The organism is Oligoflexus tunisiensis (assembly GCF_001748245.1).
GTDB lineage: Bacteria > Bdellovibrionota_B > Oligoflexia > Oligoflexales > Oligoflexaceae > Oligoflexus > Oligoflexus tunisiensis.
In genome coordinates this window covers 4,313,681-4,330,067 of the sequence record NZ_BDFO01000001.1, presented here as the reverse complement: position 1 = coordinate 4,330,067, position 16,387 = coordinate 4,313,681, and the positions used below count along the sequence as shown (strand labels likewise).

The 16,387-nt window shown below is 54.3% G+C and carries 20 protein-coding genes; 17 read left to right on the top strand and 3 right to left on the bottom strand.

What is annotated here, in order from left to right:
• The first annotated feature begins 72 nt into the window (after positions 1 to 72).
• The 5 genes from OLTU_RS17895 to OLTU_RS17880 all read left to right on the top strand — a co-directional run bounded on the left by OLTU_RS17895 (position 73) and on the right by OLTU_RS17880 (position 1,640).
• On the top strand, positions 73 to 378 hold the full coding sequence (locus tag OLTU_RS17895) for a hypothetical protein (RefSeq protein WP_141734131.1): 306 nt from the start codon (positions 73 to 75) through the stop codon (positions 376 to 378).
• 225 nt (positions 379 to 603) lie between these two features.
• A complete protein-coding gene (locus OLTU_RS17890; protein ID WP_141734130.1) occupies positions 604 to 804 on the top strand; it encodes a hypothetical protein in 201 nt (66 codons plus the stop codon).
• 19 nt (positions 805 to 823) lie between these two features.
• Positions 824 to 1,057 (top strand): hypothetical protein, encoded by a 234-nt coding sequence (locus tag OLTU_RS17885; RefSeq protein WP_141734129.1) that lies wholly within the window; start codon positions 824 to 826, stop codon positions 1,055 to 1,057.
• Positions 1,058 to 1,098: 41 nt separating this feature from the next.
• Entirely contained in the window at positions 1,099 to 1,284 is a 186-nt protein-coding gene (locus tag OLTU_RS32390) for a hypothetical protein (protein WP_218110104.1), read from the top strand.
• A gap of 212 nt (positions 1,285 to 1,496) precedes the next feature.
• Entirely contained in the window at positions 1,497 to 1,640 is a 144-nt protein-coding gene (locus OLTU_RS17880; RefSeq protein ID WP_218110103.1) for a hypothetical protein, read from the top strand.
• An 18-nt stretch (positions 1,641 to 1,658) separates the two neighbouring features.
• Here OLTU_RS17880 and OLTU_RS17875 read toward each other — a convergent pair whose 3' ends face one another.
• Together OLTU_RS17875 and OLTU_RS17870 are read right to left on the bottom strand one after the other, a co-directional pair.
• Entirely contained in the window at positions 1,659 to 2,843 is a 1,185-nt protein-coding gene (locus OLTU_RS17875; RefSeq protein ID WP_141734127.1) for a zinc-dependent alcohol dehydrogenase, read from the bottom strand.
• A complete protein-coding gene (locus OLTU_RS17870) occupies positions 2,840 to 3,766 on the bottom strand; it encodes an SRPBCC family protein (protein ID WP_141734126.1) in 927 nt (308 codons plus the stop codon). Before OLTU_RS17870 ends, OLTU_RS17875 begins: the two co-directional genes overlap by 4 nt.
• 223 nt (positions 3,767 to 3,989) lie before the next feature.
• Between OLTU_RS17870 and fumC the strand changes: the two genes are divergently transcribed.
• The 6 genes from fumC to OLTU_RS17840 all read left to right on the top strand — a co-directional run bounded on the left by fumC (position 3,990) and on the right by OLTU_RS17840 (position 10,090).
• Complete coding sequence (gene fumC / locus OLTU_RS17865) at positions 3,990 to 5,381, top strand: class II fumarate hydratase (protein ID WP_141734125.1); 1,392 nt, start codon at positions 3,990 to 3,992, stop codon at positions 5,379 to 5,381.
• A 339-nt stretch (positions 5,382 to 5,720) separates the two neighbouring features.
• Positions 5,721 to 5,939, top strand: coding sequence for a hypothetical protein (locus OLTU_RS17860; protein WP_141734124.1), 219 nt, complete (start codon positions 5,721 to 5,723; stop codon positions 5,937 to 5,939).
• Complete coding sequence (locus OLTU_RS17855; protein WP_141734123.1) at positions 5,936 to 6,298, top strand: phage holin family protein; 363 nt, start codon at positions 5,936 to 5,938, stop codon at positions 6,296 to 6,298. Before OLTU_RS17860 ends, OLTU_RS17855 begins: the two co-directional genes overlap by 4 nt.
• A complete protein-coding gene (locus OLTU_RS17850) occupies positions 6,277 to 6,783 on the top strand; it encodes a hypothetical protein (RefSeq protein ID WP_141734122.1) in 507 nt (168 codons plus the stop codon). The genes OLTU_RS17855 and OLTU_RS17850 overlap by 22 nt, the downstream gene beginning before the upstream one ends.
• A 133-nt stretch (positions 6,784 to 6,916) precedes the next feature.
• Positions 6,917 to 8,707, top strand: a complete 1,791-nt coding sequence (locus tag OLTU_RS17845; protein ID WP_141734121.1) for a methyl-accepting chemotaxis protein — start codon at positions 6,917 to 6,919, stop codon at positions 8,705 to 8,707.
• 159 nt (positions 8,708 to 8,866) lie between these two features.
• Positions 8,867 to 10,090: a hypothetical protein gene (locus tag OLTU_RS17840; RefSeq protein WP_141734120.1), complete on the top strand. Its 1,224-nt coding sequence runs from the start codon at positions 8,867 to 8,869 to the stop codon at positions 10,088 to 10,090.
• A 3-nt stretch (positions 10,091 to 10,093) separates the two neighbouring features.
• On the opposite strand, the gene OLTU_RS17835 is transcribed toward OLTU_RS17840, so the two are convergent.
• On the bottom strand, positions 10,094 to 10,702 hold the full coding sequence (locus OLTU_RS17835; protein WP_141734119.1) for a TetR/AcrR family transcriptional regulator: 609 nt from the start codon (positions 10,700 to 10,702) through the stop codon (positions 10,094 to 10,096).
• A 188-nt stretch (positions 10,703 to 10,890) separates the two neighbouring features.
• On the opposite strand from OLTU_RS17835, the gene OLTU_RS17830 reads away from it, so the two are divergent.
• The 6 genes from OLTU_RS17830 to OLTU_RS17805 all read left to right on the top strand — a co-directional run bounded on the left by OLTU_RS17830 (position 10,891) and on the right by OLTU_RS17805 (position 16,368).
• Positions 10,891 to 11,712: a metal-dependent hydrolase gene (locus tag OLTU_RS17830; RefSeq protein ID WP_141734118.1), complete on the top strand. Its 822-nt coding sequence runs from the start codon at positions 10,891 to 10,893 to the stop codon at positions 11,710 to 11,712.
• Between the two features lie 83 nt (positions 11,713 to 11,795).
• Complete coding sequence (locus OLTU_RS17825; protein WP_141734117.1) at positions 11,796 to 12,506, top strand: polysaccharide deacetylase family protein; 711 nt, start codon at positions 11,796 to 11,798, stop codon at positions 12,504 to 12,506.
• Positions 12,507 to 12,572: 66 nt separating this feature from the next.
• Entirely contained in the window at positions 12,573 to 13,172 is a 600-nt protein-coding gene (locus OLTU_RS17820) for a type 1 glutamine amidotransferase domain-containing protein (RefSeq protein WP_141734116.1), read from the top strand.
• Positions 13,173 to 13,195: 23 nt separating this feature from the next.
• Positions 13,196 to 13,672 carry a YybH family protein gene (locus tag OLTU_RS17815; protein ID WP_141734115.1) on the top strand — a complete coding sequence of 159 codons (477 nt, stop codon included), beginning with the start codon at positions 13,196 to 13,198 and terminating at the stop codon, positions 13,670 to 13,672.
• Positions 13,673 to 13,875: 203 nt separating this feature from the next.
• Positions 13,876 to 14,604: a hypothetical protein gene (locus OLTU_RS17810; protein ID WP_141734114.1), complete on the top strand. Its 729-nt coding sequence runs from the start codon at positions 13,876 to 13,878 to the stop codon at positions 14,602 to 14,604.
• Between the two features lie 180 nt (positions 14,605 to 14,784).
• Complete coding sequence (locus OLTU_RS17805; RefSeq protein WP_141734113.1) at positions 14,785 to 16,368, top strand: hypothetical protein; 1,584 nt, start codon at positions 14,785 to 14,787, stop codon at positions 16,366 to 16,368.
• The last annotated feature ends 19 nt before the right edge of the window (positions 16,369 to 16,387 follow it).

Sequence of the window (16,387 nt, the reverse complement as noted above, 5' to 3'; positions counted from 1 at the left end):
TCCTTGATAGAGGTGAGGTAGTTGGGAGGATACGACTCCAGTCCATTATTCCGATCACGAGGAAAGGAACACATGATGAGTGATAGACTTGCGCAAGTGACAAACAATGTGAACGACACCAAAGACCAGCTGGTCAATCGCGTGAAAGAGAAAGCAGATGCCGTGGTCGGCCAGACCATTGAAGGTCTTGATCAGCAGATCGAAGTCCTCACCGAGCGCATGGAAGCACTCTCCACAGAAATGCGCCGCCGCTGGCAGAACGTCGACAGCCACATGCATGAAAAACCCTATATGTATCTCCTGGGTGCAGGCCTTGCAGGTCTGGGACTGGGGCTGTTTATGAAATCGAGATCCTCGTCTTCGCGTGATTTTACTTAAGATGAGACCGTAAGCATCGCGAGAATCCTGAGCACCAGACGAGAGTTGTGATGGTATCGTGCATGAATGAATAGAGGGTTGATTGAATGGCAAAGGTTGGGAGGCACGTGCGTCCCAACCTTTTTTTATGCACAGTGCCATGGGCAAATGCCCGTAAATTGGTACATTTCATGAAGGTTGCAGGCAGGATCAGGTGGTGATCCTAATCTTGGGAGGAGCAGAACCATGAACCTGGACAACGACTTTGAATGGGATGATCATGATATAGGCGTGCGGCCCTGGGGCGAATCTCGCGTTCGACTCGTCCTTGCTGGACTGGTTCAGGCTCTCTCTTTAGCATTCCTGTGGGGACAAATCGCCGATATATGGCAGATCGTGCGAACCGTATCCCTGTCCGCGGAAATCCCTGATGACTGGCAATTTTGATGGAAAAGGAGCCAATCCCATGCAAAAAACTTTAGGTGGCAAGCTGTGGTCGCTCGTCCAGTACGGCTGTGTCCTGTACGTAGGACAGAAGATGTGCAGTGCCCTGGCGCGAACAATTCATGCCAAGCGGGAAGAAATTCATTCACGTAGAATGGAATCGGAGAAGGTGGATGTCGCCTCGGAAGATTCCTTCCCGGCCAGTGATCCACCTGCCTGGGGTGGAGGTCATGCCGTCGTCGGACCTATCCACTGATTCCCCGCGCTGCCGTAGATGATAACCTTCGCCTGAAAATCATGCGTAAGTTTAATCTGCAGACCCGGCAGGATCGGGTCTGGGTTGTTGAACCGGGTGGGGACCCGCTTGGGGCGTTCATGCCCGGGCGGGGACGCCTTGGGTTCCGAGGACGGAAGGTCCTGCTTCCTTTGCTGCTGACTGTCCTTCTCCTGAAGGGGCCGGTCCGCGGGCTTTCCCTCGGTTGAGGACGGATTCTCACCAGCCCACGTCGCAGCAGAAATCAGAAATGCTTCATGATATATCCTTGATACAGGCGGCATTTCAGAATATTCAAGCATAGGCGGCTTCCTTCCATCGTAAATGGGACTGAGGAGGTATACGGAAAGCCATGAGAAATATTCAATCAACCGACGGGCTCAATCTTTGTCCCGCTAGGGAAAAGAAAACACAAACCGCCATGAAATCCAAGGGCGAAGCGGGAGAAACAGCTATTTCTGAGATGATCGAGTTTTTATGTAGTCCACATCGGACGGGACGCTATCGACAGTGCAGCCTGGAAAAGGATGTCGAATATCTGCGCTGGTTCCTGGAACGCCCTTAGAGGGCGTTCCGCTTGAGCTTAAGACAGAGGCCGCATGACCACTTTAGTACAATGATCGTCCTTGGTCGCAAACATCTTATAGGCGGACGGGGCTTCGTCCAGCGTAACACGGTGTGAAATGATCATGGTCGGGTCGATTTCCTCCCGATGAATATGTTCCAAAAGAGTCTTCATATAGCGGTGCACATGAGTCTGCCCCGCTCGGATCTGAAGACCCTTGTTGAATATGGCGCCAATGGGGGCGTGATCCATATATCCACCGTAGACACCGGGAATGGAAATCGTTCCCCCTTTGCGGCAGGCTTGAATCATTTCCCGCAACACAACCGGTCGATCCTGCTGCAGTTTCAAGACGGTGCGTAATCCATCATATTGAGCCCATAGGCCTTTGCCATGGGCTTCCAATCCCACCGCATCAATGCAGGCATCCGGCCCGCGTCCGCCGGTGAGATCGCGCAGAGCGATTTGAATGTCGAACTCCTCGAAGTTCAGCGGAATCACGCGGCCCTGTGGAGTCCGGGTCAAGGCCATGTCGAGCCGGTCGGGAATGCGATCGATGATGATCACCCGCTCGGCACCGAGCAGCAGAGCGCTGCGCAGGGCGAACTGCCCAACCGGACCGGCGCCCCAGACGGCAACCGTATCCCCTGGTTTGATCGCGCAGTTTTCCGCCGCCATGTAACCGGTCGGCAGAACATCGCTGAGAAACAGGGCCTGTTCATCACTCATGTGGCCCGGAACCTTAAAGGGCCCGACATCACCATAGGGTACGCGCACAAATTCCGCCTGACCTCCCGGATAACCGCCCATCATGTGAGAGTAACCGAAAATTCCAGCGGGAGCATAACCGTACAACTTCTCGGCCATGGCTGCATTGGGATTGGAGTTATCGCACAGAGCATGCATGGAGTTCTGGCAAAAATAGCAGTGGCCACAGGCGATCGGGAAGGGCACGACGACCCGATCCCCGATCTGCAGATTGCGCACTTCAGAACCGATTTCCACCACCTCGCCCATAAACTCATGGCCGAGGATGTCCCCCACGCGCATCGTGGGAATGCAGTCATCATAGAGGTGCAGGTCGGAACCGCAGATGGCGGTCAAACTTACTTTAACAATGATATCGCTTTGGTGGAGCAGGGTCGGGTCCGGAACCTGCTCGACACGCACGTCCTCCTTTCCATGCCATACGACTGCTTTCATGAAATCCTCCGATTGGCCAGGGATTGCATGGTGCGAACGTGCACGTGCGTGCGGAAACGGTTCTGCCAGCCACCAATGGGATCCTTGATACCAAGCGAGGCGATTCGGCTTTGGCTGGTTGTGATCGTACCCGTTTCCAGGACCTGTTTCAGCCGATGGAGGACCTCATTCAAGGCATCCTGGGAGAAGGGAGTCAGCCACTTCATGAGGGTCGGTCCCAAGATGCCGCCTGGCGGAATCATATGCACGGTGACGGTCAGTTCCGTTTCCTGCTCATGCGGTCTTTCCCGGAACAGCAGAGTGCCGTTCACGCGGAATTGGGATTCGGGGAAAGCGGTCCAGGTGATCTGTTCTCCTTCGGATTCCTGGGTGATCTCGACCGTGACCGGAAAGGAAACGAGTTCGGCCGTATCGGTGAACATCCAGATGCTGCGATGATCATCAATTTTTTTCACCTGCTTGACGGTTGGAAAGCTGCGTGCCATGTGTTCCTGATTCCGACAGAAATCATAGACCTCGTGCACGGGTTTGGCGATGCTGATCGTCTGCCGCAGCTGGATGGGATGGGGATCCGTCAGGCCGCGATGATGCATGCGGCCGTTCGGGGTGGAGTCGATCCCAAAGGCCGAGTAAATCAAGCAATGGCCGGTGAGGCCGCGGGCCACGAGGTAAGCTCCCGTAAGGCTGGACGCCTGCCCCGGGATGGTCCAGAAATTGGGAATCCCGTACATGAGCAAGCCGCCGCCGATTACGCCAGAGGCAATGCGCTCACCTTTGGACACATTATATTTCGAGGTTTCCGGATAGTCCTGCATCGAAGGCTCGGCCGTGGGCAGGATGTCCGTGTCCTGTTCCATATGGACCGCCGCTGAAGACGTCGCGGTATGGGATGGTTTCTTCTTTTGAGCAGAATTCTTCGTCATGATGAACTCCTGAACTGAGATTTAGGGATAACCATTCCGCGGACATTAGCATGATTTCGCCAAGATTCCTTCCCAGGGAAAACCTGTACCGGGCACGCTGCATGCATGGAACATCAGGCTTCCTGAGCGTTCGTGATCCATGGCAGAAAGGCCATGCAGCACTTTGGAGACAGGAGAGTAGGTTTTTTAAGGCAGGGATTTCTCTATGAAAGAGGTGGTCTTCATGAAAATGCGTAGCGAATCTGATTCCCTCGGCGAGGTCTCTTTGCCTGATGAACGATATTACGGAGCCCAAACCCAGAGGGCCCTTGATCATTTTAAAATTGGCCATGAGAAGTTCCCGCGTGAAATCATCAAAGCCTTCGGTCTGGTAAAAAAAGCTGCGGCCTTGACCAACGCCGATCTGAATTTGCTGCCGTCCTTCAAAGCTGAAGCAATCGTAGCCGTCTGTGACGAAGTCATCCGAGGCGATCTGGATGCAGAATTTCCTTTGCTGATCTGGCAATCGGGGAGTGGCACTCAATCGAACATGAACGCCAATGAAGTGATCGCCAACCGGGCCAATGTCCTGCTCGGCTCCAGCAAAGGCAGCAAGAAGCCCATTCATCCGAATGATGACATCAATCTCTCGCAATCATCAAACGATGTGTTTCCCACCGTCATGCATCTGGCGGCTTTGGATCAGCTGCAGAATAAACTTCTGCCTGCTCTCTTATGCATGGAGAACGAGCTGAGCGCGAAAGCCGATCAGTTCGACAAAGTTTATAAAATCGGGCGCACGCATCTCATGGATGCGACCCCGATGACCCTGGGCCAGGAGTTCAGCGAATTCGCGGCTGAAATCAGTTTTTGTCGCCAGCAGATTGCCGATGCACGCAAGCCGCTTTACGAAATCGCTCTGGGTGGAAGTGCGGTCGGCACCGGTTTGAATACCCATCCCGCCTATGCGGAAAAAGTTGCGGAAACCCTGGCGTCCCTGACAGGATTTCCCTTGATAACGGCACGTAATAAATTCTCTGCACTGGCTTCGCATGATGCGCTGGTGCATGCCAGCGGCTGCTTGCGCACACTGGCCACCGATTGCATGAAGATCGCCAACGACGTGCGCTGGCTCGGCAGTGGACCGCGTTGTGGTTTGGCGGAATTGCAACTGCCTGGGAACGAGCCTGGCAGTTCGATCATGCCGGGCAAGGTCAACCCCACCCAGGCGGAAGCCTTGACCATGGTGGTGGCACGGGTGCTGGGGAACGATGTGACGATCGGCTTTGCCGGCAGCCAGGGCAACCTGCAGCTGAATGTCTTCAAGCCCATCATCATCTACGCGCTTTTGGAATCGATCACGCTGCTGGCGGACGGCTGCATGAGTTTCACCGAACATTGTCTGCGCGGCATCGAACCCCGCGTCGAAGTCATGAAGCGTTATCTGGAAAGCTCTCTCATGCTGGTCACCGCTTTGTCGCCAATCATCGGTTATGATCGCGCGGCGCAGGCGGTAAAAACCGCTCAGGAAACGCGGCGGAGTTTGCGCGACATTGTGATTGAACAAGGTTATCTATCGGCAGAAAAATATGATGCCGTGGTCGATCCTGAAGCCATGACAAGGCCTGGGCTGTAAGGCATACGTCGCCTGCTGCCGACAGCATTTCTTGGTGTTCTTAACTATTTACTTCCGGAGGCGGGAGGCTTATCACGAACTCATTAGATCGTGCAGCCGTCTGGAAGCTTTTTTCGCCCAAAAGTTTCCTGATGTCCAGCCTTCCCCATCAGCTCAGCCTGAAGAAGAAGTCGAAGAAGAACCCCAGACCGTGAACGATTCCCCCAGCTGAACACCATCTGTATCCAGGCTGACTGTTCCGAGAGGGCCCCCCGCGGGCCCTCTCGCCGTTTGGGGCCATTGACCTGGCACAAAGACTGCAATCCCCCGATGGATGAGTTTCATCCGGGAGGAGGTTCCATGTTAAATAGCGAAGAAACCATACAGCCCAGCGTTGTGAAAACCAGTCGCCTTCGTGCCATGTTCCATCCAGGCCATGCGTCCCATGAGGTTGATCCCAATGCGCCAACCCTCAAGGATCAAGCCAGCCAGTGGATGGATGCCCATCCGTGGGGTGCTCTGGGACTGGCCTTTGGCGTGGCGGGGCTCCTGGGCTATAGCCTCGGTGTACGGTCATGAAAATGCAAAACGCGGAGCGCGTGAAAGAGGAATTTCAGGATCTGGGACGGCTTCACGTGACCTTTATCCGGGAACAGGTGAAAAGCTCAAGCTCCCGTCTGAAGCTGGGCATTCCGCTGCTGCTCCTTGGTCTGCCGCTGGCGATCTTCGGCATCGTGCGACTCTTCGATGGACTGGCGGTCCGCATGGTCGGTGATGGTTCGGGATCTGCTCAATTTTTAAGCGGGGGTCTTTTGATCGTCGTGTCCTTGATTCTGCTCTTCGTGGGGGCGGGTTCATTGAAACAGATTAAACAATACGTGGGACAAGTATTCCGCGAAATTCGTGAGGACATTACATGGATGAAAAGCTTGCTGTAAACACGTCGGAAATCCAGGAAGCCATGGCTGCCAAGCGCGCGTCGTTGCGGGAAAACATTTATCACCTGGAAAAGGAAGCCGAGAAGAAAGTTCTCGATACCCTTGACCAAGTCCAGCACAAGGTACTCGCAGCAACCGATGAAGTCACTCGAAAAGTGACGCGGCCTGTTCATGTGGTGCAGGAAAAAATCGAAGGCGTGCCGCGGGCTCTGCACAGCCAGCCCATGAAAACCCTCCTGACGGTAGCTGCTGTGGGTGTCACGCTTGGATTCCTCATCGGTCGTCGTGGACGTCACCGGCACCACATGACGCGTGCGCTTTTGGCGACAGCGTCCCCACGCGCGGTGGAAAAAATTAAGAAGCCGAAAAAAGCAGTGGATAAAAAAACCAAGCTCTCACGCGGGTTTTTTGCATCAGTTGCTTCGGAAGCGGCTCATCAAATCTTTATGAATTCTCTCACCGGATTCCTGCGCCGCAGGGCCTGAACGCAATTCATGCGTTCTTTTCAGCTTTCCTGATATTGACAGAAGAGTCTTCTCTATTTAGTAGATAGGAGGACTCATCCACTGACACCCGCCTTTGATTTCAATACCGACGCGTGAGTAAAAGGAGAGATTCATGAGTGGTTTAAATTGGTCGAAATTGCCGGGACTTATCTGTGCAGTTTTTTTGCACCTGCTTGGGGTATTTTTCTTAGTTAAGGCGACCAATCTTGATTGTAATTCGATTGGCCGGGCCGCGGCTCTGCAAAGGCAATTGGAGGGTTCGGACTATCGTTTCGATCCAGCCATTCGTGAACGCGAGGTGAAATGCAATCAGAACATGACGATCCATATCTGGGCGTCCATGGGGTGCTGGTTCTTCTCGCTGGCAGGCCTGGCTCACACCATGGTCCTTCTGCATCGTCGCAATAAACTACAGGTTCCTGTCGGAGCGGCTCTGGCGAAAGCGCAGGATGCGAAGAAGCCTTTGACCGACCCTGACATTGGACTTCTGCATTCCTTGAAGGATGGCCTGGCGGAATTGGAAAGCGCCCTGAGGCAGCAGTCGGCGCCGGTTGCAGCCGGCATTTCGCTGCAGATCCATCAGCATAATATCAAAATGCTGCAGTCGCAGACCTCGCAGACCTGCCAGATTCTGATGAATAGTCATAGTCTTTTGGGCAAGGGTCTCTCGCGGGTCCAGGCGCTGGTCGCGATGTGCCGGGAGAGCGCGAACTTCACAGCGTCCAACCGTATCGAATGGAAGAAGAATAACCTTTCTGGAGTGCTCTCGCAGATTCGGCAGAACCATGATCAGCTGCTGGATCGTTCGAAGAGTATCGCCAGTATGCACGCTTCGACCATGCGCCTTCTGCATGAGGCCATTCTGAGTGAAAAGATCATTCATCAGAAGGTGAATCGGATCGAAGAGAAACTGAAGGAGGTCCAGAGCGGTTCCTTCTCGGTGCACAAGACCATCGAAAAAATGGTGGAAGCCATCAGCGAATCGCGCGAGGACGTGCACAGCGCCAGCAAGCTGGTGAACAGCTATAAGCAGAAATCGGAAAACATGGGTGTGGTGATCTCGCGAATCGACGAACTGGTCGAGAAAATGAATCGCCACATGATGCAACTCTCGCTCGAATACGCACGGCACGCCGATGGTCAGGGTGACTACTTCAGCGTGAGTTCCGATATTCGCAGCCTGGCGGTGGAATTCCATAATTACACCATCCAGCTGAAAGAATACGTGGATGTCGGACAGCCTGAACTCGACAAGGCGCAGCACTTCCTTTTGGAAGCGGGCCAGAAATCGGAGCATGCCTTCGTCTCCGTCAAGCGGATTGAGGAAGCCTATCGCAACGACGTCGCCGCCGCGAAGTATGCCATCTCTGATCTTTCGCTACTGAGCAGTGAAGTCCATATTCACATGACCAAATTGAATGAGACCCGCGATCTGGGCGATGACACTTCGCGCATCTCGCAGGAGATCCTGGTGCTGCTCGATGCGGTGGGTTCCATGCATCGGCGCTTCAATGAGGAGAGTGGGAACATCACGCTGCAGTGTGAGAAGCTGTCGAACCTTTTGACCAAGCAGCATTTCGAGCTGGGACACTGTGAAAAACTTCTGATGGAGAGCACGCAGGCGGTGGCCTCGGCGATCCGTCATGCCAATGAAACCAAGCAAAATGCAGCGACCTGGGTGGTGAGCATGAACCAGACCTCAATCCAGGAGCCGCGTGAGCCTAACCCTCATCATGAAAACCAGATTCCAGCGGTCGAGGAAGTGATCGTTCACAAGATCGCTGATTTCAAGAAAATGTTTGCCCGGCTCGAGGAAAATTTCGAGTCCCACGAACCTGAGGTCAAGCCCCAGCAGAATCCGAACCGGGTTCCCAAGGTCACCCTGGCTTCGGTTGGACAATAAGTCGCAGGTGAGGCAGCTTCGTCCGCACGGGCTGCCTCACCCCCCGCTCCTTTCTTCTTTCGCAATATTGTCTTCCCAAAAAATTGAATCCCTGCGATATCTGGAACAGAATTAGCAATATGTTCGTGGATATTTTTATGCGCCGCAGGGAGTATGGCCATGAGACAGTCATGTTTATGGATCATCACGCTTCTTATGCTGGGCTGTGCGCCGCAGCCGTCCGCCGAGTCGACGCTTGATTTCAATTCGGGTGAGCACGTTATCCTCGGTGATCTCGGCTATCGCACCGCCTGCGACACCGCCGGTTCCTGTGCGCCGCGGATTGTGCGGGCGGATGGTCAGATGAGTTTTACCTATGGAGAACTCGTGGCCTTCAGCGGGGATTTTTATGCGACTCCGGAGGATATCTACCTGGAAAAGGTGGAGCCCCTATGGAAATGGCATCGGAACGATCCGCATGACGTCAAAAAGCTTTTCCAGAAGGAAGTGGAGACGATCGAAAATTTCCTGCACGGGCATTCGGACGAGGCCTATCCTGACTTCAGTCTGGCCTTTGCCTGGAATTATCCGGATTATCTGAGCCTCGTTCTGGCGAATGAATCCCACTTTGGCTTTTACAATATGCTCGCCTATGTGAAGTATCACAGCCGGGCCCTGGCGCTGGCCCTGCAGGCGCACGATCATGCCGCCACGAATCCCGTCCGGGCGCGCACACTCTTCACCCAGGCCCTCTTTGTGAATGGCTTCGCCGATCATTTCCTTACCGATGGCTTTGCCGCAGGGCATGTGCGGGCGCCGCGGGCCCAGATACTCAAATGGGCGGGTTTCGTCCAGTTGAATGAACGTGCGGCGGGCACTCTGGCCAAGGTCATTCATGATAGCGACGGTGAAGTTCGCGAGTCCGGCGAACACGGACTGAACGTCCGCAATGCGCGCGGGGATCGCTGGCTCACCCGTTGTGATGCGCAGCTTTTCTGGGAAAATTCCCTGGTTGATCCTGCCATTCAGCTGCCGGCTCAGGCGGTCGCGGCTTCCGTGCGAGAGATTCTGGACGCCTATGAACACGGGACGACCATCGCGGGTGTCTTTGCCGCCACGGAACTTGTTCCCTTTCCGGCCGCGGGGGAGCGCCCTCTGATCGAAATCCTTCCGGCGGATATGCCCGATGCCGCTTACGATGCCATCATCCGGCAGATGCCGTTTTACATGCAGATCAAAGTTTTCTCGGGCGTGGATAAAAACGTCCTGAAGCAGTTGACCGCAGCGCTGCCCGGGATCATGCAGGACTTCCGCCGTGATGTCGAGGTCGCGATCGATCAGCATCCTGAGCTGAGCCAGCGTCTGCCGCAGGCCTATCAGGATGCCTATCGGTTGATTGAATAGTCATTATTCCACAAAGAGATAACAGCAGAAGAGTTCGGCCAGCTCCTTTTTCACCGTGTCCACGACCTCATCCGCGCTGTCGTCCTGGACCAGATCCTCCAGAACACCGTGCACGCAGCCGACGATCAGACGGGCGGCGGTCTGGGGCGATCGCTTCGGAATGTGGCTGGAAAATTCCTGAAGAACCATTTCAATTTCACGACGGAAGCGCTGGCGGGATTGTACCAGAAATTCCAGGGCACCGAGCTGCGGCGCATGGCTATAGAGCACCATCACGAGCTTACGGCGTTTCATCACCAGGTCAACGATGGCCGCGACCACAGGTTCCACCCGCTCCCGCGGGGGCAAAGGGCGCACGGACTGCAGGGCCTCGCGCAGCTGGTCCCGATGATTTTCCTCGACCCTTTGGATCAGGGAAATAAAGATGGCTTCCTTGTTAGGAAAATAGCGGTACAGGGAACCAATGCTGACGCCGGCCAGTTCCGCGATCTTGTTGGTCGTCGCGCGATCAAAACCAAAGTCGGGAATCAATTTCGCGGTCGCTTCCATGACATCATCCACGAGACTCTGCGAACGTTTTTGCTTGGGAGCTTTGCGAAAGGCTGTGGTCATATTAACGCTCCATGAAACCGGAGTAATCCCATCCCGGGCCCGGACTCTGGTTGGGGATGCGTCCTGATTTCATAATGATTCCGGTTGCATACCTTCATGCATGAGCCGGAGTTGAACGCGAGTATGAGACCAGGGCTTACCATTATATACTGGCCTTATGGAGAAAATGAAATACCGAGGTCTTGCCCATGCATACAGAGCTGACGATTCATCCCGTACCCGTGCGTGCCATGAACCTGCCAAAGCTTTGGTATCAGAACAATCCAGTGAAAACGCACTTCTTCAATGCGCTTTCCACCCTGTTCCCGCAAGGTGAAAATTTTTTCATATCCTCCATTCGGAATTTTGAACATTGCGCCCGTTCGCCGGCGCTGAAGCAACAGATTCTGGATTTTGTCACGCAGGAAAAAAATCACGCGGCCATTCACAAGGCCTATAACCGTTGCCTCGCTCGTGCCGGTTATGATGTGGCCTGGATGGAAACCCTTCTGCACGACAAGATCAGTTTCGGCCAAAAGCATGTCCCGCCGCTCGTCCTGCTTGCCGTCACGGTCGCCACCGAGCATATCACCGCCGTTCTGGGCGAAAAGGTCTTGCAGGGCGACCTGGTTCCCGAGGGCATCGATCCCGAACTCCGCAAGATCTGGATCTGGCATGCGCTGGAAGAGGTCGATCACAAGGCGGTGGCCATGGATCTCTTTGTGGAGGCGGGCGGTACCTACTGGCAACGCGTCCGGGCCATGCTGTATTCGGCCACCGGAATTTGTTGGGATACTTCGATTCGCATGTTTCACATGTTGAAACGTGATGGACTCCTGTTCAAGTGGAAAACCTGGTGGCAGCTTGCCGAACTTATGTTTGGCAAAAAGGGTCTGGTTCCGCTGGTCACCTGGGACATCCTGCGTTTTTTCGCTCCCGGATTTCACCCGGCTCGCCATAACAACTACGGACTCGTGGATCATGGCCGTCGTTTACTGGGATTGGAAGCTGCCGCCGGACATTTCCCGTGACCTTGACTGAAGGGATAGCGCCCGCTTCGATGGGAGGCGGGCGTGTTTTTTTTTTGGAACGTCAGCGTCATCCAGGAGTCAGCATGAAGCGAGCGAGGAAGGTTTTCATCGGCGTGGCCGTTGCCATGCTGCTGTTCACCGCCTTCTGGCAGATCAGCAAAGCACGGAGTTTTCAATTTTTCGGAGATCTTCATCAACGTGGAACCACCACGGAGAAGCTGATCGCGCTCACCTTTGATGATGGCCCGACGCCGCATAATACAGGACCGCTCCTGGAGCTTCTGCAGAGGCATGATGCCAAGGCCACATTTTTCATGATGGGCCGATCCATTGAGCAGCATCCTGAAATGGGGCAAAAGGTTGTGGCCGCCGGGCATCAGCTCGGCAACCATTCCTACAGCCACCGGCGTATGCTGTTCAAGACGCCAGGCTGGACTCATGAGGAGCTGAATCGCACGGATGCCTTGATCCGTAGCCTTGGCTTTGAAGGTGAAATCATGTTTCGGGCACCCTATGGCAAAAAGTTCCTGATCCTGCCCTATGTCCTTTGGCAGACGGGTCGTCGGCATATTACGTGGGATGTGGAATCGACGGATACGGAGACACAGGAGATCCCGGTCCTGGAAGCCCAAACCCTGCCTCATATCCAGCCCGGTTCCATCGTCATCTTCCACGATGGGGGACCACCCAAACCCGGAACGCTCGCGGCCGTGGAAAGCATCCTGCAAAAGTTTTCAGCAGAAGGTTACCGCTTTGTGCGCGTCGATGCTCTGCTCCGGAGCCCCGCAAGTTGAGCGTGCATGCTGGCCCTGGAATTGCAAGTCTCCCGGGTTGAATGCCAACTCCAGGAGGATGAAAGTATGGCAAGTCAACATTTGAAGGGGCAACGTGTCGCTATTCTTACAACGGATGGCTTTGAACAATCGGAACTTCTGGAACCCAGAAAAGCGCTCGAAGCCGCCGGTGCCCAGGTGGACGTCGTCGCGCCCAAGGGCGGTTCGGTCAAGGGCTGGAATCATACCGACTGGGGCGAAACGGTAAAAGTGGATGTGGAATTGTCCGAGGCTCACGCGGATGAGTATGCGGCTCTTATGCTGCCTGGTGGTGTGATGAACCCGGATCGACTGCGCATGGATGAAGAGGCCGTGCAATTCGTGCAAAGTTTTGTGGACGCGCGCAAACCCATCGCTGCGATCTGCCATGGGCCCCAGATACTCATTGAAACCGGCGTGGTCAAAGGTCGGCAGATGACGTCGTGGCCCTCTCTGAAAACCGATCTCATCAATGCCGGAGCCCAGTGGATGGACCAGGAGGTCGTCACTGATCAGGGCCTTGTCACCAGCCGGAAACCCGCTGATATACCCGCTTTCAACAGAAAGATGATCGAGGAGTTCGCTGAAGGCGTTCATGATCGATCCGCACGTCGGAATCGTTCGGCATCCGCAGAAAGCCAGGTCTGAGGCACCCAAGGAGGATTCAAATCATGGATACGGAAGCAATCGTCCCGGAGTTCTTCAAGGAACATTCGTCGCAAGCCGAAGCGGAAATCCGGGCATTGGAATATGAACTGGCGAAGGCAGTTCGCGAAGGCGATCTGCGCAAGATCATGTCCTTCTATAATAACGACGTGCGGGCCTTTGATATGATGCCGCCTTCCGAGTTTATTAATAAAAGCTCCTATCAGAAAGAGGCCTGGGAGGAATGCTTCACGGATGTGTTTGATTTCCCCGTGGAGTTTGAACAGCATGACCTGCGCGTCCATGCCGATGGTGATGTGGCCTATAGTCACTGTCTCATCCATATGAAAGGCATGACCATCGACGGCCAGTTGCTGGAAGCGTGGACTCGCAATACCACCGGCTGGCAGAAAATTGGTGGCCATTGGATGATCGTGCATGAGCATAATTCGGTGCCACTTGATAAGGAAAATGGCGTCGGGCTGATGAGCCTCGCACCCTAGAGGTTCCTTCATTCGGGCCTTTTCCATCTTCAGGCAGCGCGATCTTAAGGTGTACGCACGCTCCAGGATCGGCTGCTCCCACAAGCCACGCCCACCGCGAAAAAATAGGACGCTCTCCTGACGGCCTACAGAGTCAATTGCATCTGTGAGAAAAATAAGATAGAAGTGTTTTTAATGCAGCGTCATAGAAGAGGGAGCATCACTTGATGGACGGCCTCGACAATTATGGCAGCGAATACCTGCGTATTCGCTTCCAGTCGGTTGTGCTTGAAAAAGTCGCCAGACTGGAAAAGAACGCTCAACATCTGTTTCAACAGGACCTGTCGCGCACGTCGTTTATGGAGAAAAACGCTCTCCTGGTGGGACGTTTCATGCTCGGCGTGCAAAATCTTCTGGCCGTGACCAGTGAAGAAAAAAATGATTTCGTGCCCTGGACGAATTGTTTATCCAACAAGGATTTTGCAATTTTGCTCTGGGAATTTTATCAAGCCTCAACTGATTTTGATAAAATTCAAATCCTCAGCCAATGTCTGGATGATTGGAAGGCGGGGCACCCCTATCTCTCGCCAGCCGCCTTGCGCAGCGTGAGTGCGCTGGCTCGGCTGCTGGATCCGGCCGGCTGGGGTTATACAACCTGGCGGACGTTGGGCTGTCTCGGTTTTGAATCCATGACGGAGTTGAAAAAACTGCGTCTGCATTCCACACCTGCTTTCATTCAACAGGAATTCGCCCAGCTCCGGGTGCAGGATGTCGTGAACGCCACGAGACGGATGCGTCAGCTCATAAGCGAAGACCTGCCGACTGCAGCCAGTGTTGCCGCGGCCTTGCATTGCATCAGTCTGGATATTTGGCAGTTTGAATCGCCCTTTGAACGACAGGATCCTCTCGCTGTCATGCCGGATCCGGCCTGGTCCTCTATCGTTTTGGGCTAGACTCTGGGACTCACCGATTGTAAGGTGCTGCGCTGTCAGGAACATGACAGTTGTCAGCGGTTTTGCCCGCCTGCCTTCCTCGAATATCCTGAAATTATTAAGAAATGAGAATGAACACCTTTTTGCAAAAAGGAGGGTCCTGTGGTCCCGGTTCATCTCTTATTGTTTAGGATGCTGTTCATGATGAAGAAACTGCTTGCCCCCGGTCTTGTCGTGCTTGCTTCCTGTTTGTATGCGTGTTCACAAGAGTCCAGTCAGTTGAAGGATGAGAAGGCAGGCGCCGTCCATCGCTATGTGCATTGGAACATCAAGGAAATCGATAGCACCAAAATCGATGCCTATGAAAAATCCTTGACCGGAACACCTTCCGAAGATCGAAACGCGGCGAGCAAGGCCTTGCAGGTGAAATCCGCACTGCAACTCCTCAATGAATTGAAGCCGGAATTCCTTTCGCTGAATGAAATCCAGTATGATGTGGATAAGATGGAAACGGAAACGGCCAGCCTTGCCTGTGATTTTTCCCAGGTGGTGGCTGAGCGCAAGCGCCTGGCGATCGTCCAGAACCACGATTTTATTTTGAGCCGCATACCCGGCACGACCTGGGATTCCACCTTCTGTCCGGCCAACACCGGTGCTCTTGCTCAGCGGGATGGCGACCGCTTTCTGAGCGAGCGTCCCTACGATAGCGATCCGGATTTTGCCCGCAAGGACGCTCTGATGGACAAGGTGAACTTCGGCTGGACTCCGGGTCAGTATTCAACCGTCTTTGCCAGTTCCACGCCCATTCAAAAGCGCTGGGTCAACGCCGGCCTTACCTGGTTCGACTGGGATCCGGAACTCGATATCACCGGCTTTGACCTTGGTTATACCAACATCAATTACCGTGATGCGAGCCTCACCGATGAAGCGATCCAGGCCATGGCCCGGGCGGCGAACCTGGAAGGCGAGCGTTACAAGAAATATCCGCTCTTCGATAAGAATTTCAATGTCAGCTGGGTGACGATCGAGGGTCGCGACGTGGCCATGATCACCTTCCATACGGTGCCGGCTTTTGGTTTCGATCGGGAAGGCAAAAGCGTCAATCCCAATCCCGAGCGCAACAAAGCGCAGATCGAATTTCTGGAATGGTACCTGCTCGGTCGTTGCGATCCCAATTCGAAAAGTCGCGTGCGCAGCTGTCAAACTGAGATTCGTCCCCTGGGTGCAGGCGCGTCCTTCATCGCGGCCGGCGACCTGAATGTGGCCATCGATTCCCCCATCTATCCCGGTTCGCAGGCTCTGCAGCGCATCCTGACCCATACCGGAACCGCCAACTCCCGACTAACAGATCGCAAGTTTGGTCTGCCCATCATCGCCAAGGAAAACATGCCGGCTGAAGTTCTGGCGAAAGCCGAAGCCGGCCCGCTCCGTCCCGAGGACTTTGGTGGCTTCCATGACTATACGACCTTCATTCCTTTCGGTTTTGACTTCAAAGGTCGCGGTCGCAGCAAGACCGAGCAGCTGGATTACATCATCGCGTCGCAGGATATCGACATCAAGCGCCTCGAAATCTATTTCGTGAATCCGGAGTTCAAGGATCACGGTTGCATCGCCGATGCGGCCGCCGCGGATGCGGTGATTGCGGCGGAAAAAGCCAACAACCGGGCTCTGGATATTTACAAAAATAAATCAGGGACCTGTATCAAATCCGGTGCAGCCGCCTATGGCACGCTGCGGGAAGGTAGCGATCACCTGCCGTTGATTCTTGAATTCAGTTTTCGTTAAGATCGCCTTGTGATATCAC